The sequence below is a fragment of the Lelliottia sp. 7254-16 genome (assembly GCF_002922995.1).
Lineage (GTDB): Bacteria > Pseudomonadota > Gammaproteobacteria > Enterobacterales > Enterobacteriaceae > Enterobacter > Enterobacter jeotgali.
The window spans coordinates 246353-270113 of sequence record NZ_PQVS01000003.1; the positions used below are offsets into that span (position 1 = coordinate 246353).

The 23761-nt window shown below is 55.5% G+C and carries 25 protein-coding genes; 15 read left to right on the forward strand and 10 right to left on the reverse strand.

All coding sequences use genetic code 11. From position 1 onward, the window contains the following. The 4 genes from glnH to ybiO all read left to right on the forward strand — a co-directional run bounded on the left by glnH (position 1) and on the right by ybiO (position 4553). Positions 1 to 747, forward strand: coding sequence for a glutamine ABC transporter substrate-binding protein GlnH (glnH, locus tag C3708_RS06035; protein ID WP_095281342.1), 747 nt, complete (start codon positions 1 to 3; stop codon positions 745 to 747). A gap of 79 nt (positions 748 to 826) precedes the next feature. Next, the gene (glnP, locus tag C3708_RS06040; RefSeq protein ID WP_095281341.1) at positions 827 to 1486 is read left to right on the forward strand and encodes a glutamine ABC transporter permease GlnP; all 660 of its coding nucleotides are present in this window, start codon (positions 827 to 829) and stop codon (positions 1484 to 1486) included. After that, positions 1483 to 2205: a glutamine ABC transporter ATP-binding protein GlnQ gene (glnQ, locus tag C3708_RS06045; RefSeq protein ID WP_103946933.1), complete on the forward strand. Its 723-nt coding sequence runs from the start codon at positions 1483 to 1485 to the stop codon at positions 2203 to 2205. The genes glnP and glnQ overlap by 4 nt, the downstream gene beginning before the upstream one ends. Before the next feature lie 137 nt (positions 2206 to 2342). Then, the gene (ybiO, locus tag C3708_RS06050) at positions 2343 to 4553 is read left to right on the forward strand and encodes a mechanosensitive channel protein (protein WP_103946934.1); all 2211 of its coding nucleotides are present in this window, start codon (positions 2343 to 2345) and stop codon (positions 4551 to 4553) included. Positions 4554 to 4587: 34 nt separating this feature from the next. On the opposite strand, the gene rlmF is transcribed toward ybiO, so the two are convergent. Then, on the reverse strand, positions 4588 to 5505 hold the full coding sequence (rlmF, locus tag C3708_RS06055; RefSeq protein WP_158251356.1) for a 23S rRNA (adenine(1618)-N(6))-methyltransferase RlmF: 918 nt from the start codon (positions 5503 to 5505) through the stop codon (positions 4588 to 4590). 247 nt (positions 5506 to 5752) lie between these two features. Here rlmF and mcbA point away from each other — a divergent pair, with 247 nt between their 5' ends. From mcbA to ybiJ, 3 genes are all read left to right on the forward strand, one after another. Then, positions 5753 to 6019 (forward strand): DUF1471 family periplasmic protein McbA, encoded by a 267-nt coding sequence (mcbA, locus tag C3708_RS06060; protein WP_095281337.1) that lies wholly within the window; start codon positions 5753 to 5755, stop codon positions 6017 to 6019. Between the two features lie 119 nt (positions 6020 to 6138). Continuing rightward, entirely contained in the window at positions 6139 to 6405 is a 267-nt protein-coding gene (locus C3708_RS06065; RefSeq protein ID WP_095281336.1) for a DksA/TraR family C4-type zinc finger protein, read from the forward strand. Between the two features lie 285 nt (positions 6406 to 6690). Continuing rightward, complete coding sequence (gene ybiJ, locus C3708_RS06070) at positions 6691 to 6951, forward strand: DUF1471 family protein YbiJ (RefSeq protein ID WP_095281335.1); 261 nt, start codon at positions 6691 to 6693, stop codon at positions 6949 to 6951. 114 nt (positions 6952 to 7065) lie between these two features. Here ybiJ and ybiB read toward each other — a convergent pair whose 3' ends face one another. From ybiB to rhlE, 3 genes are all read right to left on the reverse strand, one after another. After that, positions 7066 to 8031: a DNA-binding protein YbiB gene (gene ybiB / locus C3708_RS06075; RefSeq protein ID WP_103948760.1), complete on the reverse strand. Its 966-nt coding sequence runs from the start codon at positions 8029 to 8031 to the stop codon at positions 7066 to 7068. Positions 8032 to 8109: 78 nt separating this feature from the next. Continuing rightward, positions 8110 to 10287: an ATP-dependent DNA helicase DinG gene (gene dinG / locus C3708_RS06080; RefSeq protein ID WP_095281333.1), complete on the reverse strand. Its 2178-nt coding sequence runs from the start codon at positions 10285 to 10287 to the stop codon at positions 8110 to 8112. A 97-nt stretch (positions 10288 to 10384) separates the two neighbouring features. Continuing rightward, positions 10385 to 11779: an ATP-dependent RNA helicase RhlE gene (gene rhlE, locus C3708_RS06085; RefSeq protein ID WP_095281332.1), complete on the reverse strand. Its 1395-nt coding sequence runs from the start codon at positions 11777 to 11779 to the stop codon at positions 10385 to 10387. A 232-nt stretch (positions 11780 to 12011) separates the two neighbouring features. On the opposite strand from rhlE, the gene cecR reads away from it, so the two are divergent. The 5 genes from cecR to C3708_RS06110 are packed head-to-tail and all read left to right on the forward strand — an operon-like array spanning position 12012 to position 17698. Beyond that, a complete protein-coding gene (gene cecR / locus C3708_RS06090) occupies positions 12012 to 12689 on the forward strand; it encodes a transcriptional regulator CecR (protein ID WP_095281331.1) in 678 nt (225 codons plus the stop codon). Next, on the forward strand, positions 12686 to 13681 hold the full coding sequence (hlyD, locus tag C3708_RS06095; RefSeq protein ID WP_103948761.1) for a secretion protein HlyD: 996 nt from the start codon (positions 12686 to 12688) through the stop codon (positions 13679 to 13681). The genes cecR and hlyD overlap by 4 nt, the downstream gene beginning before the upstream one ends. Next, positions 13674 to 15413: an ATP-binding cassette domain-containing protein gene (locus tag C3708_RS06100; protein WP_103948762.1), complete on the forward strand. Its 1740-nt coding sequence runs from the start codon at positions 13674 to 13676 to the stop codon at positions 15411 to 15413. The genes hlyD and C3708_RS06100 overlap by 8 nt, the downstream gene beginning before the upstream one ends. Continuing rightward, positions 15403 to 16536, forward strand: coding sequence for an ABC transporter permease (locus C3708_RS06105; RefSeq protein WP_095281328.1), 1134 nt, complete (start codon positions 15403 to 15405; stop codon positions 16534 to 16536). The genes C3708_RS06100 and C3708_RS06105 overlap by 11 nt, the downstream gene beginning before the upstream one ends. Before the next feature lie 55 nt (positions 16537 to 16591). After that, a complete protein-coding gene (locus tag C3708_RS06110) occupies positions 16592 to 17698 on the forward strand; it encodes an ABC transporter permease (RefSeq protein WP_095281327.1) in 1107 nt (368 codons plus the stop codon). On the opposite strand, the gene C3708_RS06115 is transcribed toward C3708_RS06110, so the two are convergent. Next, positions 17660 to 18070, reverse strand: a complete 411-nt coding sequence (locus tag C3708_RS06115; RefSeq protein WP_095281326.1) for a YbhQ family protein — start codon at positions 18068 to 18070, stop codon at positions 17660 to 17662. The genes C3708_RS06110 and C3708_RS06115 overlap by 39 nt on opposite strands. 133 nt (positions 18071 to 18203) lie before the next feature. Between C3708_RS06115 and C3708_RS06120 the strand changes: the two genes are divergently transcribed. Genes C3708_RS06120 through C3708_RS06130 form a run of 3 tightly spaced genes read left to right on the forward strand, consistent with a single transcriptional unit; the run spans position 18204 to position 21165 of the window. Beyond that, entirely contained in the window at positions 18204 to 18965 is a 762-nt protein-coding gene (locus C3708_RS06120; RefSeq protein ID WP_095281325.1) for an endonuclease/exonuclease/phosphatase family protein, read from the forward strand. Further along, on the forward strand, positions 18962 to 20203 hold the full coding sequence (gene clsB / locus C3708_RS06125) for a cardiolipin synthase ClsB (protein ID WP_103948763.1): 1242 nt from the start codon (positions 18962 to 18964) through the stop codon (positions 20201 to 20203). The genes C3708_RS06120 and clsB overlap by 4 nt, the downstream gene beginning before the upstream one ends. Then, positions 20203 to 21165 (forward strand): YbhN family protein, encoded by a 963-nt coding sequence (locus tag C3708_RS06130; RefSeq protein WP_095281323.1) that lies wholly within the window; start codon positions 20203 to 20205, stop codon positions 21163 to 21165. The genes clsB and C3708_RS06130 overlap by 1 nt, the downstream gene beginning before the upstream one ends. Positions 21166 to 21284: 119 nt before the next feature. Here C3708_RS06130 and C3708_RS06135 read toward each other — a convergent pair whose 3' ends face one another. Genes C3708_RS06135 through moaB form a run of 5 tightly spaced genes read right to left on the reverse strand, consistent with a single transcriptional unit; the run spans position 21285 to position 23744 of the window. Continuing rightward, a complete protein-coding gene (locus C3708_RS06135; protein ID WP_095281322.1) occupies positions 21285 to 21992 on the reverse strand; it encodes a Bax inhibitor-1/YccA family protein in 708 nt (235 codons plus the stop codon). 57 nt (positions 21993 to 22049) lie between these two features. After that, positions 22050 to 22502 carry a molybdopterin synthase catalytic subunit MoaE gene (moaE, locus tag C3708_RS06140; RefSeq protein ID WP_095281321.1) on the reverse strand — a complete coding sequence of 151 codons (453 nt, stop codon included), beginning with the start codon at positions 22500 to 22502 and terminating at the stop codon, positions 22050 to 22052. Between the two features lie 2 nt (positions 22503 to 22504). Continuing rightward, positions 22505 to 22750, reverse strand: coding sequence for a molybdopterin synthase sulfur carrier subunit (gene moaD / locus C3708_RS06145; RefSeq protein ID WP_103948764.1), 246 nt, complete (start codon positions 22748 to 22750; stop codon positions 22505 to 22507). Further along, positions 22743 to 23228: a cyclic pyranopterin monophosphate synthase MoaC gene (gene moaC / locus C3708_RS06150; RefSeq protein ID WP_103948765.1), complete on the reverse strand. Its 486-nt coding sequence runs from the start codon at positions 23226 to 23228 to the stop codon at positions 22743 to 22745. Before moaC ends, moaD begins: the two co-directional genes overlap by 8 nt. Positions 23229 to 23231: 3 nt before the next feature. Then, a complete protein-coding gene (moaB, locus tag C3708_RS06155) occupies positions 23232 to 23744 on the reverse strand; it encodes a molybdenum cofactor biosynthesis protein B (protein WP_095281318.1) in 513 nt (170 codons plus the stop codon). Positions 23745 to 23761 lie beyond the last annotated feature (17 nt).

The window sequence follows — 23761 nt, forward strand, 5'->3', positions numbered from 1 at the left end:
ATGAAGTCTGTATTAAAAGTTTCACTGGCTGCACTTACCCTGGCTTTTGCCATGTCCTCTCACGCTGCAGATAAAAAATTGATCGTCGCCACCGACACCGCTTTCGTTCCGTTTGAATTCAAACAGGGCGACCAGTACGTAGGTTTTGACGTGGATCTGTGGGCGGCTATCGCGAAGGAACTTAAACTGGATTACACCCTGAAGCCTATGGACTTCAGCGGCATTGTCCCGGCACTGCAAACCAAAAACGTTGACGTGGCCCTGGCGGGTATCACCATCACTGACGCGCGTAAAAAAGCGATCGACTTCTCTGACGGCTACTACAAAAGCGGCCTGCTGGTGATGGTGAAAGCGGATAATAACGACGTAAAAAGCGTGAAAGACCTCGACGGTAAAGTGGTTGCAGTGAAGAGCGGCACCGGTTCTGTTGATTACGCAAAAGCAAACATCAAAACCAAAGACCTGCGCCAGTTCCCTAACATCGACAACGCGTATATGGAATTGGGCACCAACCGCGCTGATGCAGTCCTGCACGATACACCTAACATCCTGTACTTCATCAAAACCGCAGGGAACGGCAAATTCAAAGCCGTGGGTGACTCTTTAGAAGCACAGCAGTACGGTATTGCCTTCCCGAAAGGCAGCGACGACCTGCGTACTAAAGTGAACGGCGCGTTGAAAACACTGCGTGAAAATGGCACTTACAACGAAATCTATAAAAAATGGTTCGGTACTGAACCAAAATAATTATTCTTAAAATAAGAAGTACGCTCAGGGGCGACCTTTCGCCCCTGCTCTTTTAGAACCACGGTAACAGGAAATTATCATGCAGTTTGACTGGAGCGCCATCTGGCCTGCCATTCCTCTCTTGCTTGAAGGCGCCAAAATGACCCTGTGGATTTCGGTCCTCGGTCTGGTTGGCGGGTTGTTTATCGGCCTCGTGGCTGGTTTCGCTCGCACCTACGGCGGCTGGATTGCAAACCACATCGCACTGGTTTTCATCGAAGTGATCCGCGGGACGCCTATCGTCGTGCAGGTCATGTTCATCTACTTCGCCCTGCCAATGGCTTTCACCGATCTGCGTATTGACCCGTTCAGTGCCGCTGTGGTGACCATTATGATCAACTCCGGCGCCTACATCGCGGAAATCACGCGTGGCGCGGTATTGTCGATTCATAAAGGCTTTAGCGAAGCCGGTCTGGCTCTGGGCCTGTCTCGTCGCGAAACCATCCGCCACGTGATCCTGCCGCTGGCGCTGCGCCGTATGCTGCCACCGCTCGGTAACCAGTGGATCATCAGTATCAAAGATACTTCGCTGTTTATCGTTATCGGCGTGGCCGAATTGACCCGTCAGGGCCAGGAAATCATTGCCGGTAACTTCCGCGCACTGGAAATCTGGAGTGCCGTGGCGGTGGTTTATCTGATTATCACGCTGCTGCTGAGCTTTGTTCTGCGTCGCCTTGAAAGAAGGATGAAAATCCTGTGATTGAATTTAAAAACGTCTCCAAGCACTTTGGTCCAACCCAGGTGCTGCACAATATCGATCTGGACATTAAGCAGGGCGAAGTTGTGGTAATTATAGGCCCGTCAGGCTCCGGTAAATCAACCCTGCTGCGCTGCATCAACAAGCTCGAAGAGATCACCAGCGGCGATCTGATCGTCGACGGCCTGAAAGTCAACGACCCGAAAGTGGACGAGCGCCTGATTCGCCAGGAAGCAGGCATGGTGTTCCAGCAGTTTTATCTCTTCCCGCACCTGACGGCGCTGGAAAACGTGATGTTCGGCCCTCTGCGCGTGCGCGGAGCCAACAAAGCGTCGGCGGAGAAACTGGCAAAAGAGTTATTGGCGAAAGTTGGTCTTGCCGAGCGCTCTCACCACTACCCGTCTGAGCTGTCCGGCGGCCAGCAGCAGCGTGTGGCTATTGCCCGTGCGCTGGCAGTGAAACCGAAAATGATGCTATTCGATGAGCCTACCTCCGCGCTCGATCCGGAACTGCGCCACGAAGTATTAAAGGTTATGCAGGACCTGGCGGAAGAAGGGATGACAATGGTCATCGTGACCCACGAAATCGGTTTTGCCGAGAAAGTGGCCTCCCGACTGATCTTCATCGACAAAGGGCGTATTGCGGAAGATGGTAATCCGCAGGAGCTTATCGCCAACCCGCCGAGCCAGCGCTTGCAGGAATTCTTGCAACACGTTTCCTGATAATCTTTTCGCTTCACACCAGCCGGGCCGTTCAGTCGCCCGGCTATTTTATGCCGGATTGTTCCCAAAAACTTCCCTCCCCCGCCTGCCATCTATACTTATCATTTTGCTGAACATTTTCTTCACCGGAGGAAGCCGTGCCGTGGATCCTGCTCCTTTTGCTTTGCCTGTTTGGCGCTCCCGCGCAGGCGGTCACTATTCCGGGCGTCACGACGAATGCGTCTTCCTCTCAGCCAACTACCCCAGAACCTGACGTCGAGCAAAAGAAAGCGGCCTATGGCGCGTTGGCTGATGTGCTGGAGAATGACACCTCGCGCAAAGAACTGATCGACCAACTCCGTACTGTGGCAAAAACACCGCCTCAGGAGCCGGTTCCTGTTATCACACCGCCAGAGGTGGTGAGCGATAAAACCGTCCTGGAGAATGTAACCGACGTCAGCCGCCACTACGGTGAAGCGTTGTCCTCCCGCTTTGCTCAGCTCTATCGCAACCTGATTGGCTCCCCGCACAAACCCTTTAACCCGCAAACGTTCGGCAATGCAGCCAGCCATTTCATGATGCTGGCAGTCGCAATCTTTGCCTTTTATTGGCTAACTCGGCTGTGTGCGTGGCCGGTGTATCAAAAAATGGGGAAATGGGGACGGAAGAAAAACCGCGAAAAAAGCAGCTGGTTTCATCTGCCGCTGATGATTACCGGTGCCTTTGTGATTGATTTACTCTTACTGGCACTGACGCTATTTGTCGGTCAGATGCTGAGTGACAACCTCAACGGCGGCAACAAAACAATCGCGTTCCAGCAGAGTTTGTTCCTCAATGCGTTTGCCCTGATCGAATTTTTCAAAGCGCTCTTACGCCTGATATTTTGCCCCCGCGTCGCGGATTTGCGCCCGTTCACGATCAATGACGACAGCGCCAAATACTGGGCGCTGCGCCTCAGCATCCTGAGCGGTTTGATTGGTTATGGCCTGCTGGTCGCGGTGCCCATAATTTCCAATCAGGTGAATGTGCAGATGGGCGCGCTTGCCAACGTGCTGATTATGCTTTGCATTACCGTCTGGGCGTTGTATCTGATTTTCCGCAATAAAAAGGCTATTACCGACGGTCTGCTGCATCTGGCGGACCGTTCGTTGTCGTTCTTTAGCCTGTTCATCCGTGCCTTCGCGCTGGTATGGCACTGGCTGGCCAGCGCCTATTTTATTGTGCTGTGCTTCTTCTCACTGTTCGATCCCGGAAATAGCCTGAAGTTTATGATGGGCGCGACCCTGCACAGTCTGGCGATAATTGGGATCGCAGCGTTTGTCTCTGGGCTGCTTTCGCGCTGGATTTCGAAAACTATTACCCTTTCCCCGCAGGTCCAGCGAAATTATCCCGAGCTACAAAAACGGGTCAACGGCTGGATTTCGGCCTCGCTTAAAGTGGCAAGGATTTTAACCGTATGCATCGCCATCATGCTCCTGCTCAGCGCCTGGAGTCTGTTCGATTTCTGGAACTGGATGCACAATGGTGCAGGCGAGAAGACGGTGGACATTTTGATTCGAATCGCGCTGATTCTGTTCTTCTCGGCGATTGGCTGGACGTTACTGGCCAGCCTGATTGAGAACCGCCTGGTCTCCGATATTCATGGCCGCCCGCTCCCAAGTGCCCGTGCCCGCACGCTATTAACCCTGTTTCGCAATGCGCTGGCGGTGATTATCAGTACCATTACCATCATGATCGTGTTGTCTGAAATCGGAGTAAATATCGCCCCGCTTCTGGCCGGTGCAGGTGCGCTAGGTCTGGCGATCTCTTTCGGCTCGCAAACTCTGGTGAAAGATATTATTACCGGGATCTTTATTCAGTTCGAGAATGGTATGAACACGGGCGATCTGGTGACGATCGGGCCGTTAACCGGGACGGTCGAGCGCATGTCGATCCGGTCGGTCGGCGTACGCCAGGACACAGGCGCGTACCACATTATTCCGTGGTCATCGATTACCACCTTCGCTAACTTCGTGCGTGGGATTGGTTCAGTGGTGGCGAATTACGATGTAGACCGCCATGAAGATGCGGATAAAGCGAAGCAGGCGCTGAGAGCGGCAGTTGAAGAGCTGATGGAGATGGAAGAAATTCGTGGGCTGGTGATTGGCGAGCCATCGTTTGCCGGGATTGTCGGGCTGACCAACACCGCCTTTACCCTGCGCGTGTCGTTCACCACCCAACCGCTCAAGCAATGGACCGTACGTTTCGCCCTCGACAGCATGGTGAAAAAACATTTCGATATTGCTGACGTGCGACCGCCGGTGCAAACTTACCAGGTGCTGTCCCCGCCGGGATCATCACTGCCTGCACCGCAGGACCCTACATTGTAAGCCCGGCAAGCGCTGCGCCGCCGGGCAAAAGGTATCAGAACGGACGGCGGCGTTTCGCATCATCCATAAAAGACCATGCGATAAAGCGGCTCTGTTTCTGACCCTGAGCCATCTCTTTTTTCACTACTTTCACTGCGCCGACATTCGTCAATGCACGATACAGCGGCGGCAGGTTATCGCCGCGAGAGACCAGCGTTGTAAACCATTTCACCTGACGACCAAACTGCTGGCTCTCGGCGATCATTTTCTCGATAAAGGCCACTTCGCCACCTTCACACCACAGCTCGTGCTGCTGGCCACCAAAGTTCAGCGCGCCGTCTTCTGCCTGACCAAGGTTACGGCGTTTACGCTCGCTACCGGCGCGGGCAGTGGCTGCAGAATCATGGAACGGTGGATTGCACATCGTGGCATCAAAGTTTTCATTCTTATGAATGATGCCGTTGAAAATCATCGATGCGTCTTTCTGACGGCGTAAACGGATAGCGCGGGTTAAACCTTCGTTACCGTTAATGATTGCCTGTGCGCTGGCAAAAGCTTCCGGACCTGTTTCGCTACCGGTAAAGCGCCAGCCATATTCGTGCACGCCAATCAGGGGATAAATCAGATTTGCGCCGGTACCGATATCCAGCACCGAGGCCTGATTTGGGATCGCTCCATCACGGTCTTCCGCCAACAAATCGGCGAGATGATGGATGTAATCCGCGCGTCCAGGCACCGGTGGACAGAGAAAACCTTCCGGAATGTCCCACTGCGCAACGCCATAAAAATGGGCCAAAAGCGCCTTATTCAGCGCCTTTACCGCCAGCGGATCGGCAAAATTAACTGAGGGTTCACCCGCAGGGGTCTGCACGATAAATTCCTGCAGTTGGGGGCAGCTTTGACACAGGGCATTCATGTCGTAGCGGCTAAGATGGCGGTTTCGCGGGTGTAATCCCGGCTTTTGGGCAGTCATGGCATTCTCCTTTTCACAGCGGCGTAAGATACCCTCTGAGGGGCCAACGGTAAATAACTCTCTTGCCGCCACAACAAATCGCTAAAAATCAGCAACCTGTATGTCTATGATCTGTCAATAATTTGTCAATTTATATCGTTCAAAAAATAAGCAGATCACCATCAAATTTTTGCGCTAAATCACACTATTTAACCTTCTAAACTTAACCTGAATCACCCATTGTCATTCAGACTCAGAGGATGTGATTATGAAAAAAATCCTGACACTCATCGTGGTTGCTGGCGCACTTGCCGTCACCTCACTTCCCGCCTGGTCCGTGCAGTCACTGACGACCAATAGCGATACCAGCCAGCTTCGCCCTGCGGGAACTGTCTCCGTCACAGGCGCTGATAATCTTGACGATCTTCAACAGAAGCTCGGAGAGAAGGCTCGTAAAGAAGGTGCAAAAGGTTTTGTCGTTGATTCCGCCAGCGGCGACAACCGCATGTTTGGCACTGCAACCATCTACAAATAACGTCCCCGCCCACGATCTGCATCTGCCAAACAGATGCAGTTCTTAACACCCTCGCCTTGACTGACTATTTTTTAACCCCATATTGATAATACGTAGAATCAACTTCTCTGGAGGCAGGTATGGCATCCGGTTGGGCCAATGACGATGCAGTAAATGAACAGATCAACAGTACAATTGAAGATGCTGTTGCTCGCGTTCGCGGCGATTTACCCCAGGGTGAAAGTTTGCTTGAGTGCGAAGAGTGTGGTGAGGCGATTCCCGAGGCGCGACGCAAAGCCATGCCAGGCGTGCGCCTATGCATCACCTGCCAGCAGAATAAAGATTCAAAAAACACTTCACACTCAGGATATAATCGTAGAGGATCGAAAGACAGCCAGCTACGTTGACTCTTCTTTACCTAAACCGAAGCCGCAAGCGGTTACCTTTACGCTCACGCTTTTTTGAACATCGCGTGGCAAAAAGTGCCCTCTTCACTCCCTCTGTAAAGCGCAACGACAAGAACTGTAAAACCGTGCTCCGAATTTATTAATATTCAATAAGTTATTTGTCATTCAATTTTTTTGAGCAACGCTGTCAATTCTCTTCGATTTTATCTTTCGCGAAAAAACGTGATACTTATCACATCGACGGAACATCGTCCCCTTAACAGAATAACCTGCGAGAGATTAACTATGAAAACCATCAAATATGCTGTTGCCGCTGTTGCCCTGTCTGCCATGTCATTTGGCGCATTCGCTGCGGAATCTGTGACTTCTGCTCAGGCGCAGAACATGAATAAAATCGGTGTGGTGAGTGCTGAAGGCGCGACCACGCTGGACGGTCTGGAAGCAAAACTGGCTGAGAAAGCCTCTGCTGCGGGTGCAAGCGGATACACCATCACTTCTGCTAACACCAACAACAAACTCAGCGGTACTGCGGTTATCTACAAATAACCCACGGATTATGCTCTACGCTCGCTACACCCTCTGGCGAGTTGCTCCAACCCTCATTGACCCTGTTGTTGTTACCCTTTGTTTGCCCGTCCTTCTGGACGGGCTTTTTTTTGTCTAAAAACTCTGCGCCACGCGCGCAAGCCCTGCTGCTACAGAATCCACTTCCCCTGTTGCCAACAGACAACAGGCCATCTGTAGCTTCAATGAATGCGGTACCGGCTCGACACCAGCCAGACAGCGTTCGGTCCAGCGGGCCGTGGTTTCAGCATCTTTCGCCGTCGGGAGTAAGACCTCAGCGTCCAGGTCCTCACCGCGTTCTAACACAACGCGCGTGCCCTGTTTATCGATCAGCGTCAACTGCGGGCAGCGCTGTGGATTGGCATACGCTTCGCCTTCAGTTCCGTGCATCAACAGCCCTTTACCGCCAATATCCGCGAAGAAACTCGCCACACGGGTAACATACTCTGGGTGCGAAACGCTCGACAGACGCAGTGCGGCATCTTCTTCAAACGGTGTCGCCAGTTTAGCCAGCGTATGGGCACTGTTACGCACGCCCATCCGCCAGCGCATATCCAGCTGTTTTTCCAGTGGAGGACAAAGCGCACTCACCGGAATATAGACCGGCTGATGACCTTCGAGTTTGGCCTGTGCCTGGCCCGCATGGAGCGTCGGAGCGATACCCATTAATTCAAAAATGGTTTCTGTCAGCACGCGTGTGGGATCGGCGCTTACACCGTGAACAACAACCGGAAAGCCCAGTTTGTTCAGCAGCAGAGCCAACAGCGGCGTGAGGTTTGCCTGTTTGCGTGCGCCGTTATAGGTGGGGATAACAATCGGCATCGGCTTTGCGACGGGGGGTGTCAAACGGAACGTCTGCGCCTGCATCGCCTCGTAAAACCCGCGCATTTCCGCTTCGCCTTCGCCTTTAATCCGCAGCGCAATTAATATGCCGCCCAATTCCAGCTCCGGCACATCGCCATTCAGCATGTGGGTGTACAGCGCACGGGCCGTTTCCTGATCCAGATCGCGGGCATGATTTTTCCCGCGTCCTACCTCTTTGATAATTTTGCGATAATCCACGACATTTCTCCTGGCAACATCATAGACACACTATAGCCCTGAAGAAGCCATGACTGATAGTGTTGAACGCCTGCCCGGCTATTTTCTGCCGGGACTGCGCCGTCTCGCACCGGGCGTTTTTTTAAGCCCTGCCACGACTTTCGCAGGCCGTTTTGTCACTTCCGGCACCTCGGGTTGCTCGATCGGGAATATCGGTAACGCATTGAGCAGGCGCTGGCCGTAGTTTTTAGTCAGCAGCCGCCGGTCATAAATAACGATTTCGCCCCAGCATCCGTGGCTACGAATCAGTCGTCCTACCTGCTGAATCAGGTTGAATGACGCCGCGGGCAGGCTTTGCACTTCAAACGGATAGCGGTTGAGGCTTTTAAGCCACTCGCCTTCGGTAATTACTACCGGGCTGTCGATCGGCGGAAACGCAATTTTATGGATATGCACCTGCGTTAAATAGTCGCCTTTAAGATCCAGACCTTCGGCAAAAGATTGCAAGCCGACCAGCACGCTGCGCTCGCCGCCATCGATGCGTTTGCGGTGGGTTTCCACCAGTCTGTAACGCGGCTGATCGCCCTGTACCAGCAGCAATAAGCGCAGGTCTGTAACGTAAGTTAAAAAGAGCTGCATCGCGCGATTGCTGGCGAACAACACCAGCATCCCAGGATATTTTTTGCTCTCGACCTGCTCGCGGAAAAAGGCCGCCATTTCGGCAATATGCTGCTCTTCGTGCTCCATCAGCGGCTCGTGCTGCATCTTCGGGATCACCAGTTTTCCCTGTTCGCAGTGGTTAAACGGCGAATCCAGCGACACAAAACGATCGCCCGCTTTTTCTTTTAAGCCGCTCATTTCCTGCAAACGCGAGAAGCTATTCAAGGAACGCAACGTCGCGGAGGTGACGACCACGTGCGGCACGCTGCGCCAGATAAGCTTCTCCAGCTGATCGCTAACGCGAATGCCTACACAGTGAAAGTAGAGATGAATCTGCCCGTCTTTGGCGTCCCGCGTGGCCCATTTGGTGACAGGCGCGCCGGAGGCTTGCGCTAGCGACGCCAGTCGCCACAGTTTGCTTTGGCTTTCAAACATGCTCAAAGCGCGGTTCATCTGCAAAAGCACGCGATGCACACGCACCACGTCATGAGTACCGGTTTTTTCGCTGAGATCGTTGAGGAACATTTCTGCCAGCCCACGCAGCTTTTCCAGATGCTTCGCCAGCTGCTTGCAGATCTCCATGATCTCTTCCGGCAGTTCACCCATCGCAAAACGATGTTCGGCTTCCTGAGTCGCGGGCAGATAGAGATCGAGAATAGTGTTGAGCGAGGCAATCAACGCGTAAATTTCTTCACAGTGATCGCTCAGCCGTTCAGGCACCGCCAGCGGCGGCGTGGTTTTGGGGCGGAACTGTTCCATACAGGTGGCGATCAACTTACAGAACAGATCGAGCTGCAGGCGGAACCACGGGGCGGTGATTTCGGCGCTCATCTCCAGCGCATCGCGCGCCACGTCCGGTAAATGATGTCCTTCATCGAGGACCAGCAGCAGGTTTTTTGGGTCCGGCAGCACCGATTCGCTCTCAAGAGCCGCCATCACCAGCGCGTGGTTGGCCACCACCACTTCCGCTTCCTGAATCTCGCGGCGCGCCACGAAGAACGGGCATTCGCGGTAGTAGTGGCAATTGCGGTTCAGGCAGCTGGCTTTGTCGGTGCTCAGACGTCGCCACAGGTCGTCGCTGATGGCTTTATCCGTATGATCGCGCAGGCCATCCCATTTATAGCCATCGAGATCGACTTTAAGCTTTGCGCACAGCTCCTGCTCGGCTTTGTTGTTCGGCGTTAAATCATCATCGAGGAACGCCAGCAAATCCTGTTGAGTCGCTTCGGTGCTGGCAAGCCCCGCCAGGTTACGCGGGCAGACGTAACGCCCGCGCCCAAACGCGGCGGTGAAGCGCAGCTCAGGGATAATTTTGCGCAGCAGCGGCAGGTCTTTGCTGTAGATCTGATCCTGCAACGCGACGTTGGCGGTGCTGACCACCAGCGTTTTTTGCTCTTCACGTGCGATAGCGATGCCAGGAATTAAATAGGAGAGGGTTTTCCCGACGCCGGTCGGGGCTTCAATCGCCAGATGCCGTCCGTCGTCCCCGGCGAGCGTCTTCGCCACATCGGCAATCATCTGCCGCTGCGGGGCTCGGGGAATAAAGTCGGGGATCTGCTGTTGCAACGCCTTATACCAGGCGGCAATTTGCGCTTTGAGCGCAGCGGTTAAAGCCATCGGGGAACCTGAAATACTGTATAAACAGACACTATTGTGGCACGTTCGAGAGGTTGTCGCAAAAAGAAAAGCCCGGCTTTACGGCCGGGCTTCCAGATTACTGCGCTGAAGCAGGTTTACGCGGGCGGCGTCGGCGTTGGCCTTCACCTGCGGGTTTAGCTTCCCCGCTGCGCCACGGGTTTTCCCCGGCAGGTTTTGCATCACCGGTGCGACGCGGCGGTTTGCCTGCGGCTTTTGGTGCGCCACCTTCTGGACGGCGCGGCTGTTGGCTACGACCGCCAGCACCCTGTCCACGACCACCGCCACCACCGCGCTGCTGGCGACCGTTCTGAATCGGCTCCGCTTTGATGGAGGCATCCACTTCATAGCCTTCAAGGGCGATGCGTGGGATCTCTTTTTTCAGCAGACGTTCAATGTCGTGCAGCAGTTTGTGTTCATCGACGCAAACCAGAGAGAGCGCTTCACCGGTTGCCGCCGCACGGCCAGTACGGCCAATACGGTGAACGTAATCTTCCGGTACGTTTGGCAGCTCATAGTTCACGACGTGTGGAAGCTCTTCTATGTCGAGACCGCGCGCAGCGATATCGGTTGCCACCAGTACGCGAATGTCGCCCGATTTGAAATCAGCCAGTGCACGAGTACGCGCACCCTGACTCTTGTTGCCGTGGATGGCCGCACTGCGAATGCCATCTTTGTTCAGCTGTTCTGCCAGATGGTTCGCACCGTGTTTGGTACGGGTAAAGACCAGCACCTGCTGCCAGTTGCCTTCGCCAATCATCTGGGAGAGCAGTTCCCGCTTACGCTTCTTATCAACGAAGTGAACGTGCTGGGTGATTTGCTCAGAGGCGGTGTTGCGACGCGCCACTTCGATTTCCAGCGGGTTACGCAGCAGTTTTTCCGCCAGACCTTTAATCTCATCAGAGAAGGTCGCGGAGAACAGCAGGTTCTGACGACGCGCAGGCAGTTTAGCCAGCACGCGACGAATATCATGGATAAAACCCATATCCAGCATACGGTCTGCTTCATCCAGCACCAGGATTTCAACCTGATCCAGTTTGACCGCATTCTGATGTTCCAGATCCAGCAGACGGCCCGGCGTAGCGACTAAAACATCAACGCCGCTGCGCAGTTTCATCATCTGTGGGTTAATGCTCACCCCGCCGAAGACCACCAGCGAGCGGATGTCGAGGTAACGGCTGTATTCACGCACGTTCTCGCCGATTTGCGCAGCGAGTTCACGGGTTGGGGTCAGGATCAGCGCACGTACCGGGCGACGGCCTTTGGCGTGCGGTTCTTTCTGAACCAGACGCTGCAGCAGCGGCAGGGTGAAGCCTGCGGTTTTACCGGTGCCGGTCTGGGCACTGGCCATCAGGTCACGGCCTTCCAGCACCGCAGGGATCGCCTGCTGCTGGATTGGGGTTGGCTCAACGTAGCCCTGCTCTGCAACAGCGCGCAGAATTTCAGGGTTCAGGCCAAGGGTATCAAAAGACATAAAAACTCCGAACCGCCCCGACCGTCACAGGTGTAGTTTTCAGGGAGATAAGACGAAACGAGTAGGACAAAAACCACAATGTCGCGAAGCAGCGGAGTGTAGCAGGTTTTGTGACATGGCGCATAAAATATCCCTCTGCGATTCATCAGCGAAATATTGCTCCACCCGACTGGACAAGGTGAAAATTTAAACATAATCTTAATCAATCGATTGATTAATTTTTAATGACGCTATGAATCCAACTCCGACAACCACTAAAGGTGAACAGGCGAAAAGCCAGCTGATTGCCGCCGCGCTGGCCCAGTTCGGCGAGTACGGTCTGCACGCCACCACCCGCGATATCGCCGCGCAGGCCGGGCAAAACATCGCCGCTATCACCTACTATTTTGGCTCGAAGGAAGATTTGTACCTCGCCTGTGCCCAGTGGATCGCCGATTTCATTGGCAGCCGCTTTCGCGATCAGGTTGCCGCCGCCACCGCGCTGCTAAACGAGCCGTCACCGGATCGCGCCGCCATCCGCGCCTTGATCCTGAACGCCTGCAACAACATGATCGCCCTGCTCACCCATGACGATACGCTGAACCTGAGTAAGTTTATCTCACGCGAGCAACTCTCGCCCACCGCCGCCTACCAGCGAGTTCACGATCAGGTGATTGCCCCGATGCACACCCACCTGACGCAGCTGATCGCGGCTTACACCGGGCGCGACGCCAACGATACACAGACTATTTTGCATACCCATGCGCTGCTCGGCGAAGTCCTCGCTTTTCGACTGGGCCGGGAAACCATCCTGCTGCGCACGGGCTGGACACAATTTGATGAGGATAAATCCGCGCAGATAAGCCAGGTCATCACCTGTCATCTTGACCTGATCCTGCAAGGTTTAACGCAAAGGAGCCTGGAGTCATGAAAAAACCTGTCGTCGCCATACTGGCGGTGGTTGTTGTGCTGGCAGCCGGAATCGGCGGCTGGCTGTGGTATCAGAGCCAGCAGGATCGCGGTCTGACGCTCTACGGCAACGTAGATATTCGCACGCTGAATATGAGCTTCCGCGTCGGCGGGCGGCTGGAGACCCTTACCGTGGACGAAGGGGATACGATCAACGCCGGTCAGACGTTAGGCCAGCTGGATCAAGCCCCGTATAAAAATGCGCTGATGCAGGCCAAGGCCGCCGTATCAGTTGCCCAGGCGCAGTATGACCTGATGCTGGCGGGCTATCGCGATGAGGAAGTAGCGCAGGCCGCCGCCGCAGTGAAACAGGCGCAGGCCGCCTACGATTACGCGCAGAACTTCTACAACCGCCAGCAGGGGCTGTGGAAAAGCCGCACCATTTCCGCTAACGATCTGGAAAACGCCCGCTCCTCGCGCGATCAGGCTCAGGCAACGCTGAAATCGGCTCAGGATAAATTAAGTCAGTACCGCACCGGGAACCGTCCGCAGGATATCGCCCAGGCCAAAGCCAGTCTCGAACAGGCTCAGGCGCAGCTGGCGCAGGCCGAACTGGATCTGCACGACACCACGCTGGTCTCGCCGTCTAACGGGACGCTGATGACCCGCGCCGTCGAGCCCGGCAGCATGTTGAGCGCAGGCAGCACCGTGCTGACGCTCTCCCTCACCCGCCCGGTGTGGGTGCGCGCATACATTGATGAACCGAATCTGAATCAGGCCCAGCCGGGGCGCGAACTGCTGCTCTACACCGACGGGCGGCCCGATAAGCCGTACCACGGAAAAGTCGGGTTTGTCTCCCCGACCGCCGAATTCACACCAAAAACCGTTGAAACGCCAGACCTGCGCACCGACCTCGTCTATCGCCTGCGCATTATCGTCACTGATGCCGACGATGCTCTCCGTCAGGGCATGCCGATCACCGTGAAATTCAACGATGGGGACCGACATGAATGATGCGGTTATCCAGCTCAATAATCTGGTGAAACGCTTTGCGGGCATGGATAAACCCGCCGTCGCACCGCTGAACTGCACCCTGCAAAAAGGCTATGTGACCGGGTTGGTTGGCCCGGACGGCGCGGGTAAAACCACGCTGATGCGCATGCTTGCCGGGCTGCTGAAACCCGATGAAGGCACGGCCAGCGTGCTGGGACTCGACCCGATCAAAAACGACAGCGAGCTGCACGCGATGCTCGGTTATATGCCGCAGAAATTCGGCCTGTACGAAGATCTGACGGTGATGGAAAACCTGACGCTGTACGCCGATCTGCGCAGCGTGACCGGCGAAACCCGGGAGAAAACCTTTGCCCGGCTGCTGGAGTTTACCTCGCTCGGGCCGTTCACTGACCGGCTGGCGGGAAAGCTCTCCGGCGGCATGAAGCAAAAGCTGGGGCTGGCCTGCACGCTGGTCGGCGAGCCGAAAGTGCTGCTGCTGGATGAGCCCGGCGTCGGCGTCGACCCGATCTCGCGCCGTGAGCTGTGGCAGATGGTCCACGAACTGGCCGGGGACGGAATGCTGATCCTCTGGAGCACCTCTTATCTCGACGAGGCCGAACAGTGCCGCGACGTGCTGCTGATGAACGAAGGCGAGCTGCTGTATCAGGGTGAACCGACGGCGCTAACGCAGCAAATGGCCGGGCGCTGTTTCCTGCTGCACAGCCCTGATGAGACTAACCGCAAGCTATTGCAGCGCGTTCTTAGGCTTCCGCAGGTCAGCGACGGAATGATTCAGGGGCGTTCGGTGCGCGTGATCCTCAAAAAAGAGGCCACCGCCGACGATATCCGTCATGCACAGGGAATGCCGCAAATTGAGATTGAAGAGACCGCGCCGCGCTTCGAAGATGCCTTCATCGATCTTCTCGGCGGCGCGAGTACTTCCGAATCGCCGCTGGGCGCGATTTTGCACACAGTAGAAGGCACGCCTGGCGAAACGGTGATTGAAGCCAAATCCTTAACCAAGAAGTTCGGGGATTTCGCGGCGACAGATAACGTCAATTTTGCCGTCAAGCGTGGGGAGATATTCGGTCTGCTCGGACCGAACGGCGCCGGGAAATCCACTACCTTTAAAATGATGTGCGGCCTGCTGGTGCCGACATCTGGCAAAGCGCTGGTGCTGGATATGGATCTGAAAGTCAGCTCCGGCAAAGCGCGCCAGCACCTGGGCTACATGGCGCAGAAGTTTTCCCTCTACAGCAACTTGACCGTCGAGCAGAACCTGCGCTTTTTCTCCGGCGTTTACGGCCTGCGCGGACGGGAACAAAGCGAAAAGATTTCGCGCATGAGCGACGCTTTTGGTCTGACCCATATCGCCTCACACGCCACCGACGAACTGCCGCTCGGTTTTAAACAGCGTCTGGCCCTGGCCTGCTCGCTGATGCACGAGCCTGATATTCTGTTTCTCGATGAACCGACCTCAGGTGTTGATCCCCTCACCCGCCGCGAGTTTTGGCTCCACATCAACAGCATGGTTGAAAAAGGCGTCACCGTGATGGTCACCACCCACTTTATGGATGAGGCGGAATATTGCGATCGCATCGGGCTGGTCTATCGCGGCAAGCTCATTGCTCACGGCACACCGGACGATTTAAAAGCCCAGGCCGCCGACGAGCAGCAGCCCGATCCGACCATGGAACAGGCGTTTATCACCCTGATTAACGACTGGGATAAGGAGCACTCCCATGAGCATTAAGGCGATTTCCTGGCGTCGGGTACGCGCCCTGTGCATCAAAGAGACGCGGCAGATCGTGCGCGACCCGAGTAGCTGGCTGATTGCAGTGGTGATCCCGCTGTTGCTGCTGTTTATCTTCGGCTACGGCATTAACCTCGACTCCAGCAAGCTGCGGGTGGGGATTTTACTGGAGCAGCAGAGCGAGGAAGCGCTGGATTTCACCCACGCGATGACCGGCTCGCCCTATATCGACGCGACCATCAGCGATAACCGCCAGGAGCTGATTCAAAAGATGCAGGCCGGGAAGATTCGCGGGCTGGTGGTTATCCCCGTCGATTTTGCCGCCAATATGGCGCGCGCCAGTACCGATGCGCCGATTCAGGTGATCACTGACGGCAGTGAACCGAACACCGCGAACTTTGTGCAGGGATACGTCGAAGGGATCTGGCAGCTGTGGCAGATGCAGCGCGCGGAAGATCGTGGAGAAGAGTTTGAGCCGCTGATAGACGTGCAAACCCGCTACTGGTTTAACCCCGCCGCCATCAGTCAGCACTTTATCATTCCCGGCGCGATAACCATTATCATGACCGTGATCGGCGCGATCCTGACTTCGCTGGTGATTGCCCGCGAGTGGGAACGCGGCACGATGGAAGCCTTGCTCTCAACGGAAGTGACGCGCGTCGAATTGCTGTTGTGCAAGCTGATCCCTTACTACTTCCTCGGGATGCTGGCGATGCTGCTCTGTATGCTGGTGTCGGTGTTTATTCTTGGCGTGCCGTATCGTGGTTCGCTGATTTTGCTGTTCCTGATAACCAGCCTGTTTTTACTCAGCACGCTGGGCATGGGCCTGCTGATTTCGACCATCACCCGCAACCAGTTTAACGCCGCGCAGGTGGCGCTCAACGCTGCGTTTCTGCCGTCGATTATGCTGTCTGGGTTTATTTTCCAGATCGACAGCATGCCCGCCATTATCCGCGCGGTGACTTATATCATCCCGGCGCGCTACTTTGTGAACACGCTGCAAAGCCTGTTCCTGGCGGGGAATATTCCGTCGGTGTTGATGATTAATATTCTGTTTTTGATGGCGTCGGCGGTGATGTTTATCGGCCTGACGTGGATGAAAACAAAGCGGCGTTTAGATTAATACCGCTTTTTGTAGGTCGGGTAAGCGAAGCGCCACCCGACGCGAGGGCGACACCATGTTTCACCGTTTATGGACATTAATTCGCAAAGAGCTGCAATCCCTGCTGCGTGAGCCGCAAACCCGCGCAATCCTGATTCTACCAGTGCTGATTCAGGTGCTGCTGTTTCCGTTCGCCGCCACGCTGGAAGTGACCAACGCCACCATCGCCGTCTACAACGAAGACAACGGCAAACATTCCGTGGAGCTGACCCAGCGTTTTGCCCGCGCCAAAGCCTTTACCCACGTGCTGTTACTGAAAAGTCCGCAGGAGATCCAGCCGACTATCGACCAGCAAAAGGCGCTGCTGCTGGTGCGTTTCCCGGCAGACTTCTCGCGTAATCTGGATACCTTCCAGACCGCCCCGATGCAGTTGATTCTCGACGGACGCAACTCCAACAGTGCGCAAATTGCCGCCAACTATCTGCAACAGGTGGTAAAAAATTACCAGCAGGAGCTGATGGAAGGGAAACCCAAACCAAACAACAGCGAGCTGGTGGTGCGTAACTGGTACAACCCAAACCTGGATTACAAATGGTTCGTGGTGCCGTCGCTGATCGCCATGATCACCACCATCGGTGTGATGATCGTGACGTCGCTGTCCGTCGCCCGTGAACGCGAGCAAGGGACGCTGGATCAGCTGCTGGTTTCCCCGCTCGCCACCTGGCAAATTTTCGTCGGCAAAGCGGTGCCTGCGCTGATCGTCGCCACCTTCCAGGCCAGCATCGTGCTGGGGATTGGCATCTGGGCGTATCAAATTCCATTTGCCGGATCGCTGGGACTGTTTTACTTCACAATGCTGATTTACGGGCTGTCGCTGGTGGGATTCGGGCTGTTGATTTCCGCACTGTGCTCGACGCAGCAACAGGCGTTTATCGGCGTGTTTGTCTTTATGATGCCGGCGATTTTGCTCTCCGGGTATGTGTCGCCCGTGGAAAACATGCCTGTGTGGCTTCAGGATTTAACATGGGTGAATCCGATTCGGCACTTTACCGATATCACCAAGCAAATCTATCTGAAGGATGCGAGTCTGGATATTGTGTGGGGAAGTTTGTGGCCGCTACTGGTCATAGCGGCCACGACGGGCTCAGTGGCGTACGCGATGTTTAGACGCAATATCGCCTAATTTCTTCTCTTTGGTCAGTAACGAGACGACCGCAGGGCCTGCCAGAATCACCAGGCCCGCCAGGGCCAGCAGCAGGTTGTTTTGCAGCACGCGTGACAACAGCCACAGAACGATCAACGCTGCACCAAAATACCAGGTGGTGGTGAGCTCTTCGAGCACATCACCCACTTCACGCCAGCGCGCCTCATGGTGACGCTGTAAAAACAGCATCGACAGCACGGTCACGCCATACATTGCGCATAATCCCAGGCCGACGTGCACCAGCGTGCCGCTTTTCCAGCCCATGACCAGTACCGCCACGACCAGTAAATGCAACATTATCTGCCAGCAACTGAGGCCAGTTGCGACACGAACGCGTTGTTGCCACTTCATGGCTTCTCTCCTGAAGGATATTTCTCTGCTAGTTCAGAGTACCGCACTTTACGGAAAATTCCGTAACACCGCATCTTTTTGTGACGCCGACTACACTTTATTTTCATCAGGATAGTGACGCTGGCAGGAGCATATGACCCCACAATCGCGGCATTTTTCGCTAAAAATTTTGACGATTAACACACACAAAGGCTTCACGGCATTTAACCGCCGCTTCATATTACCCGAGCTGCGCGACGCGGTACGCACCGTCGGCGCGGACATTGTGTGCCTGCAAGAAGTGATGGGCGCGCACGATATTCACCCGCTGCACGTCGAGAACTGGCCGGATACCTCGCACTATGAATTTCTGGCCGATACCATGTGGAGCGATTATGCCTACGGGCGCAACGCGGTCTATCCAGAAGGTCATCACGGCAATGCCGTTTTGTCGCGTTTTCCCATCGAACATTATGAAAATCACGACGTTTCGGTGGGCGAAAGCGAAAAACGCGGGCTGCTTTACTGCCGGATAACCCCGCCCGATCTGGCCTTTCCGGTTCATGTAGGCTGTGTGCATTTGGGCTTGCGGGAAGCACACCGCCAGGCGCAATTAGCGATGATGACGCGCTGGGTAAATTCACTGCCGGAAAACGAACCGGTGGTAATAGCAGGCGATTTTAACGACTGGAGACAACGCGCCAACAGACCGCTAAAAACACGCGCCGGTCTGGATGAAATCTTCACCCGTGCGCATGGTCGCCCGGCACGCACCTTCCCGGTGAGCTTCCCTCTGCTGCGCCTGGACCGAATTTACGTCAAGAACGCCCACGCCAGCCAGCCGAGCGCGCTGGCGCTGCGCGGCTGGAGGCATCTTTCTGACCATGCCCCGTTAAGTGCGGAGATCCACTTATGAAATGTTCGTGGCGAGAAGGTAATCAGATAACCCTGCTGGAAAACGGCGACGAATATTATCCGGCGGTGTTTGCTGCGCTTGATGCGGCAGAGCAAAAAATCATTCTGGAAACCTTTATCTGGTTCGAAGACGGCGTGGGCCGCCAGCTGCACGAGGCGGTGCTGCGCGCGGCTCAGCGCGGAGTCAAAGTGGAAGTATTGCTCGACGGCTACGGCTCGCCCGATCTTAGCGACGCATTCGTCAACGAACTGACCGCCGCCGGCGTGGTGTTCCGCTATTACGATCCGCGCCCGCCGTTACTCGGAATGCGCACCAACGTCTTTCGCCGAATGCACCGCAAAATTGTGGTGGTGGATGGCACTGTCGCCTTCGTCGGCGGGATCAACTACTCCGATGAACATATGTCTGACTATGGCCCGGAGGCCAAGCAGGATTACGCAGTGAAAGTCGAAGGCCCGGTGGTGCAGGACATACTGCTGTTCGAACTGGAAAACCTGCCGGGACAGTCGGCGGTGCGCCGCTGGTGGAAACGCCGTCATCGCCCGGAAGAGAACCGCCAACCGGGCGAGGCTCAGGCGCTGTTTATCTGGCGCGACAACGATGAACATCGGGATGATATTGAACGCCACTATCTGAAAATGCTCGCCAATGCGAAGCACGAGGTGATCATCGCCAACGCCTATTTTTTCCCTGGTTACCGACTGCTGCACGCCATGCGCAATGCCGCGCGGCGTGGGGTTCGCGTCAAACTGATTGTGCAGGGCGAGCCGGATATGCCGATCGTCACCGTCGGCGCGCGGCTGCTGTACGACTATCTGGTCAAAGGTGGAGTACAAATTTACGAATATCGCCGCCGCCCGCTGCACGGCAAAGTGGCGCTGATGGACGATCACTGGGCGACCGTCGGCTCCAGTAATCTCGATCCCTTAAGCCTGTCGTTGAATCTGGAAGCCAATCTGATTATTCACGATCGCACCTTCAACCAGACCCTGCGCGACAACCTTACCGGCATTATCGCCAGCGACTGCGTGCGGGTGGATGATTCGATGGTACCGAAACGCACCTGGTGGAACCTGAGCAAAAGCGTGGTGGTGTTCCACTTCCTGCGCCACTTCCCGGCGTTGGTCGGCTGGCTACCCGCCCATACACCGAAGCTTGCCCAGGTGCCCGCTCCGGTTCAGCCGGAAATGGAAACCCAGGACCGCGTTGAAGCGGAAAACTCGGGGGTAAAACCCTAATGAGCAAATCACATCCTCGCTGGCGACTGGCGAAACGCATCCTCACCTGGCTGTTTTTCATTGCCGTCGCCGTGCTGCTGGTGGTTTATGCGCAAAAAATTGACTGGGAAGAGGTGTGGAAAGTTATCCGCAACTACAACCGGCTGGTGCTGCTTAGCGCGCTGGGTTTAGTGGTCGTCAGCTACCTGATCTACGGCTGTTACGACCTGTTGGGTCGCGCCTACTGTGGGCATAAACTGGCGAAGCGCCAGGTGATGCTGGTGTCGTTTATTTGCTATGCGTTTAATCTGACGCTCAGCACCTGGGTGGGCGGCATTGGGATGCGCTATCGCCTCTATTCGCGCCTTGGGCTACCGGGCAGCACTATCACGCGCATTTTCTCGCTGAGTATTACCACCAACTGGCTGGGGTATATTCTGCTCGGCGGGGTGATTTTCACCGTCGGCGTGGTGCAGCTCCCTGCCCACTGGTACATCGACGAGGCGACGCTGCGGATTCTAGGCTTCGTGCTGCTGCTGATTATCGCGGTCTATCTCTGGGCCTGCGCATTTGCGAAACGCCGCCATATGACCGTCAAAGGTCAAAAGCTGGTGCTACCGTCGTGGAAATTCGCCCTGCTTCAGATGGTAATTTCCAGCGCCAACTGGATGGTGATGGGCGCAATTATCTGGCTGTTGATTGGCGAAGAGGTGAACTATTTCTTCGTGCTCGGCGTGCTGCTGGTGAGCAGTATCGCCGGAGTGATTGTCCACATTCCAGCGGGAATTGGGGTGCTGGAAGCGGTGTTTATCGCCCTGCTGGCAGGCGAGCATGTTTCGCACGGTAAGATTATCGCCGCGCTGCTGGCCTACCGCATGCTGTATTACTTCCTGCCGCTGGCACTGGCGACAGTGGGGTATTTGATTCTGGAGAGTCGGGCGAAAAAGCTGCGGGCGAAAAACGAGAAGGCAATGGCGAAGTGACGAAAGTCGGGTGGCGCTGCGCTTACCCGACCTACAAATCGTTACCCTGGATTGGCGCTGTGCCTTCCCGACCTACGGATTGTAGGCCCGGTAAGCGCTAGCGCCACCGGGCAACGAGGTTAGCGACGGTTGCCGAAAATTCGCAGCAGCATCAGGAACAAGTTGATGAAATCCAGATACAGCGTCAGTGCGCCAAGAATCGCATATTTGCGCAGGTTCGAGCTGTCACGCACGTCAATCTGCTCGCCGATGTTTTTCAGTTTCTGCGTGTCATACGCCGTCAGGCCAACAAACACGATCACCCCGATATAGGTCACCGCCCACATCAGCGCTTCACTTTTCAGCCAGAAATTCACCAAAGATGCCAGCACAATACCAATCAGCGCCATAAACAGCATATTGCCGAAGCCGCTCAAATCACGTTTGGTGGTGTAGCCATACAGGCTCATGGCACCGAACATCCCGCCCGCGACCACAAAGGTGCTGGCGATGGACGAATAGGTGTAGACGATAAAAATGCTGGAAAGCGTTAGCCCAGTGAGCGCCGAATAGAGCATAAACAGCGTGGTCGCCATCCCTGCACTGAGCTTTTGCACCAGCCCGGAAAGCACAAACACCAGCGCCAGTTGGGCGATAATCAGCCCGAAGAAGGTGATTTTGCTGGAGAAGATAAACATCATCAAGGCGGGGGTATTCGCTGCGTACCACGCGATAAACGCGGTGAGCAGCAGGCCGCAGGTCATCCAGCCGTACACCTGCGCCATGTAGGTTTGCAGGCCGCTACGAGTCTGCTGAACGATTGAATCCGAACGTGGAAATCGGTCCATGATAACTCCTGATTAAGTGGGCATACCTTCTAAGATTAACACATCCACGCCAACCAGTTACCAGCGGCTGGCAGCCTGTTTGTCGCTGTCTCGTGATTCCACCCAGCGCTCCCCTTCAGGCGTGGCTTCTCGCTTCCAGAATGGCGCGCGGGTTTTGAGATAATCCATAATAAATTCACCGGCTTCGAACGCACTGCTGCGATGCGAACTGGTGACGCCAACGAAGACAATTTCCTCGCCGGGCCACATTTCGCCAATGCGGTGGATCACCGTGACGCGACCGAGAGGCCAGCGTTGACGCGCATCAACCACAATATCCGCCAGGGATTTTTCGGTCATTCCCGGATAATGCTCCAGGGTCAGCGCTTTTACGCTGTCGCCGAGATTATGATTGCGGACTTTGCCGGTAAAAGTCACCACAGCGCCATCTTCATCGCGCTCGGCAAGCCAACTGTATTCCGTGCCGACGTTAAAGCGCTCCGGCCCGACGACAATACGCGTGTCAGTCATGATTAACCCCCTGTGACCGGTGGGAAAAACGCCACTTCGTCACCGGCTTTGAGCGGGTGATTGAACTCCACCAGCGTCTGATTCACCGCCGCCAGCAGTTTGCCCTCTTCCAGCGCCAGCGCCCAGCGATCGCTTTGCGCCGCCAGGTGGGCGCGCAGGGCTTCTACATTTTCAAAAGGCATATCGAGGGTCAGGCTATCGGTATTGACCAGCTCGCGCACCTGAGCAAAAAAGAGCACGTTAATCATCGCTGTCCACCCTAAAATCGCCGGATTTGCCGCCGCTTTTTGCCAGCAGGCGTACCGGGCCAATCACCATATCTTTCTGTACCGCTTTGCACATATCGTAAATGGTCAGCGCCGCCACGGAGGCCGCCGTTAAGGCTTCCATTTCGACGCCCGTTTTACCGCTCAGGCGGCATAGCGTTTCGATACGTACGCGGCTGTGCTCCGGTTCGGCCTGCAGGTTCACTTCGACCTTGCTGAGCATCAGCGGATGACACAGGGGGATCAGATCCCAGGTGCGTTTTGCAGCCTGAATCCCGGCAATACGGGCGGTGGCGAAGACGTCGCCCTTGTGATGACTACCGTCGATAATCATCGCCAGCGTTTCCGGCAACATAGTCACGAAAGCTTCGGCACGCGCTTCGCGCACCGTTTCGGCCTTGGCGGAAACATCCACCATATGCGCTTCGCCAGCGGCGTTAATGTGGGTCAATTGCGACATAGCTTACTTCTTCAAATGAGGATGAAAATTACAGGGACGAGTGCGGGCGTCGAGCTGCGGGGCAATAATGTTTTCCCACGCGGTACGACAGGCTTTGGTGGAGCCAGGCATGGCAAAAATCAGCGTTTTGTTGGCGATCCCGGCCACTGCGCGGGACTGCAAAGTAGAGGTGCCAATCTCTTCAAAGGAGAGCATACGGAACACTTCGCCAAAGCCTTCAACTTCACGGTCAAACAGCGGGAGCAGCGCTTCTGGCGCCTGATCGCCTGCGGTAAAACCGGTGCCGCCGGTGATTAACACCACCTGCACCTCGTCGCTGGCGATCCACTGGGATACCTGGGCGCGAATGGCGTAACGGTTCTCTTTGACAATCGCTTTATCAACAATGCTGTGACCCGCCTCGTGCGCGGCGTCGCGCAGCCAGTGGCCGGAGGTGTCATCCTCTTCGCCACGGCGCTCAGAAACGGTAAGAATAGCAATACGCGTCGGAATAAATTCAGCGCTGACCTGACTCATTTTCTGGTTCCTTTTAA

Bases quoted from the DNA above. Each gene is read 5' to 3' on its own strand.
- glnH (WP_095281342.1), top strand. From the start codon at position 1: ATGAAGTCTGTATTAAAAGTTTCACTGGCTGCACTTACCCTGGCTTTT.
- glnP (WP_095281341.1), top strand. From the start codon at position 827: ATGCAGTTTGACTGGAGCGCCATCTGGCCTGCCATTCCTCTCTTGCTT.
- rlmF (WP_158251356.1), bottom strand. From the start codon at position 5,505: ATGACTGCCCAAAAGCCGGGATTACACCCGCGAAACCGCCATCTTAGC.
- mcbA (WP_095281337.1), top strand. From the start codon at position 5,753: ATGAAAAAAATCCTGACACTCATCGTGGTTGCTGGCGCACTTGCCGTC.
- C3708_RS06065 (WP_095281336.1), top strand. From the start codon at position 6,139: ATGGCATCCGGTTGGGCCAATGACGATGCAGTAAATGAACAGATCAAC.
- ybiJ (WP_095281335.1), top strand. From the start codon at position 6,691: ATGAAAACCATCAAATATGCTGTTGCCGCTGTTGCCCTGTCTGCCATG.
- dinG (WP_095281333.1), bottom strand. From the start codon at position 10,287: ATGGCTTTAACCGCTGCGCTCAAAGCGCAAATTGCCGCCTGGTATAAG.
- rhlE (WP_095281332.1), bottom strand. From the start codon at position 11,779: ATGTCTTTTGATACCCTTGGCCTGAACCCTGAAATTCTGCGCGCTGTT.
- cecR (WP_095281331.1), top strand. From the start codon at position 12,012: ATGAATCCAACTCCGACAACCACTAAAGGTGAACAGGCGAAAAGCCAG.
- hlyD (WP_103948761.1), top strand. From the start codon at position 12,686: ATGAAAAAACCTGTCGTCGCCATACTGGCGGTGGTTGTTGTGCTGGCA.
- C3708_RS06100 (WP_103948762.1), top strand. From the start codon at position 13,674: ATGAATGATGCGGTTATCCAGCTCAATAATCTGGTGAAACGCTTTGCG.
- C3708_RS06105 (WP_095281328.1), top strand. From the start codon at position 15,403: ATGAGCATTAAGGCGATTTCCTGGCGTCGGGTACGCGCCCTGTGCATC.
- C3708_RS06110 (WP_095281327.1), top strand. From the start codon at position 16,592: ATGTTTCACCGTTTATGGACATTAATTCGCAAAGAGCTGCAATCCCTG.
- C3708_RS06115 (WP_095281326.1), bottom strand. From the start codon at position 18,070: ATGAAGTGGCAACAACGCGTTCGTGTCGCAACTGGCCTCAGTTGCTGG.
- C3708_RS06120 (WP_095281325.1), top strand. From the start codon at position 18,204: ATGACCCCACAATCGCGGCATTTTTCGCTAAAAATTTTGACGATTAAC.
- clsB (WP_103948763.1), top strand. From the start codon at position 18,962: ATGAAATGTTCGTGGCGAGAAGGTAATCAGATAACCCTGCTGGAAAAC.
- C3708_RS06130 (WP_095281323.1), top strand. From the start codon at position 20,203: ATGAGCAAATCACATCCTCGCTGGCGACTGGCGAAACGCATCCTCACC.
- C3708_RS06135 (WP_095281322.1), bottom strand. From the start codon at position 21,992: ATGGACCGATTTCCACGTTCGGATTCAATCGTTCAGCAGACTCGTAGC.
- moaE (WP_095281321.1), bottom strand. From the start codon at position 22,502: ATGACTGACACGCGTATTGTCGTCGGGCCGGAGCGCTTTAACGTCGGC.
- moaD (WP_103948764.1), bottom strand. From the start codon at position 22,750: ATGATTAACGTGCTCTTTTTTGCTCAGGTGCGCGAGCTGGTCAATACC.
- moaC (WP_103948765.1), bottom strand. From the start codon at position 23,228: ATGTCGCAATTGACCCACATTAACGCCGCTGGCGAAGCGCATATGGTG.
- moaB (WP_095281318.1), bottom strand. From the start codon at position 23,744: ATGAGTCAGGTCAGCGCTGAATTTATTCCGACGCGTATTGCTATTCTT.